This is a genomic window from Microbacterium sp. B24 (genome assembly GCF_000333415.1).
Taxonomy (GTDB): Bacteria; Actinomycetota; Actinomycetes; order Actinomycetales; family Microbacteriaceae; genus Microbacterium.
This window is the reverse complement of the sequence record NZ_BADB01000005.1, coordinates 1-1,721: the sequence shown is the minus strand read 5'-3', so window position 1 is coordinate 1,721 and position 1,721 is coordinate 1. Positions and strand designations below refer to the sequence as shown.

Below are 1,721 nucleotides of genomic sequence, written 5' to 3'. Positions count from 1 at the left end.
GCGCGAGAGGAGCCGCGAAGAAAAGGAGCTCGCCGGTACCATCACGGCCAGCTGGGGCGACCAGATGCGTTCCTACTTCCTCTACGGCCAGCAGCTCGTCAAGGATCTCCGCACCGGCTACGAGGTCGGCAACCCCGCCGTCGTCTTCGATGGCGACCTCGACGGCCTCATCGCCGCCGGCATCCGGTGGCGCAAGCGCAAGGACGACGACGACTGATCAGTCGCGGCCCAGCCATCCCGTGATGGCGTCGCGGAACGCGGTGGGCTGTTTGACCCAGGGGTAGTGCCCGCAGGCGGCGAGCCAGACGAGGTCGGCTCCGAGTGCTGCGGCGTCGTCGGCAACCGGTCGAACGCCGGTGAGCAGGTCGGCGTCGCCGGCGACGATCGTCGTGGGTGGAAGAGACGCCGAGCGGATGCGCTCGGCCGCATCGGCCGGAATGTCGTGGAACCACGCGGATGCCGCCGGAACTGCTCGACGACGTCGGCGTCGGTGGTTGCGGTGTCCTCGCCCAGCGCGACGAGCGCGGAAACCACCTCGGGCTCGGTGCGGGCGGCGCCGATGGCCGCGGCGTCGGATGGCGATCCGCACAGCCGGGTCGCCGGCGGAGCGATCAGCGCCGGGGACGCGATGCGGCCCGGGTATCGCCGCGCGGTCGCGCTCTCGCCGATGCCGGCGATCGAGTATGCGCACCCGGCCACGCTATCGGGAGTGCAGTCGACACGCGGCGAGTGTCGCACCCGGCATCCGCAGAGGGGCGACGTAGGCTCATCGAGTCATGATCCGGTTCGAGCACGTCACCAAGAAGTACCGAGGGACCAGCAAGCCGGCGCTGAGCGACGTCGACTTCGAGGTGCAGCGCGGGGAGTTCGTCTTCCTCGTGGGCGCCTCCGGCTCGGGAAAGTCCTCCTGTCTGCGCCTGATCCTGAGGGAGGACGGTCCCAGCGAGGGGCGCGTCGTCGTGCTCGGTCGCGACCTCAAGACCCTCTCGACACGCAAGGTTCCGTACTTCCGTCGGCACATCGGGTCGGTCTTCCAGGACTTCCGTCTGTTGCCCAACAAGACGGTGTTCCAGAACGTCGCCTTCACGCTGCAGGTCATCGGCGCATCCCGCGCCTTCATCCAGCAGGCCGTGCCCGAAGCGCTCGCTCTCGTCGGCTTGGACGGAAAGCAGAAGCGCCTGCCGCACGAGCTGTCGGGTGGCGAGCAGCAGCGCGTCGCGATCGCGCGGGCGATCGTCAACCGGCCGCAGATCCTGCTCGCCGACGAGCCCACCGGAAACCTCGACCCGGCGACCTCCATCGACATCATGCAGCTGCTCGCCCGCATCAACGCCGGTGGCACGACGGTGGTCATGGCCACCCACGAGGCCGGCTTCGTCGATCAGATGAAGCGCCGCGTCATCGAGCTGCGCGGCGGTGTGATGGTGCGCGACGACCGCCACGGCGGCTACGGCGACACGTCATCGCTGCCCTCGCTGCAACCGCAGATGGAACGCGGCGCGGCAGCAACGGCCGCACTGACCGCGGTGCTCGAACTGCAGCGCGAGATCGCGGAAGCTCCCGTCGAGCCCGTCCCCGCCCCGCCGACCGCTTCGACGGCGCCGGATGCCGCGGCATCCCCGCCCCTCACACGCCCGGCAAGCGTCCGCGCCTGCAGCCACGACGCCTGCCGACCGGGCGGCGGACGCGTCGCCGCGACCGGGCATGCAGCGCCCCGCGCC

2 protein-coding genes and 1 pseudogene are annotated in these 1,721 nt (G+C 70.5%); 2 read left to right on the top strand and 1 reads right to left on the bottom strand.

All coding sequences use genetic code 11. The features are described 5' to 3' along the window. A pseudogene (gene prfB / locus I5I_RS00070) lies at positions 1-217 on the top strand (peptide chain release factor 2); the annotation flags it as partial. On the opposite strand, the gene I5I_RS00065 reads toward prfB, so the two are convergent. After that, positions 218-691 (bottom strand): hypothetical protein, encoded by a 474-nt coding sequence (locus I5I_RS00065; RefSeq protein WP_239639965.1) that lies wholly within the window; start codon positions 689-691, stop codon positions 218-220. An 85-nt stretch (positions 692-776) separates the two neighbouring features. Here I5I_RS00065 and ftsE point away from each other — a divergent pair. After that, the coding region (gene ftsE / locus I5I_RS00060; protein WP_148285459.1) for a cell division ATP-binding protein FtsE at positions 777-1,721 on the top strand (945 nt) is incomplete at its 3' end.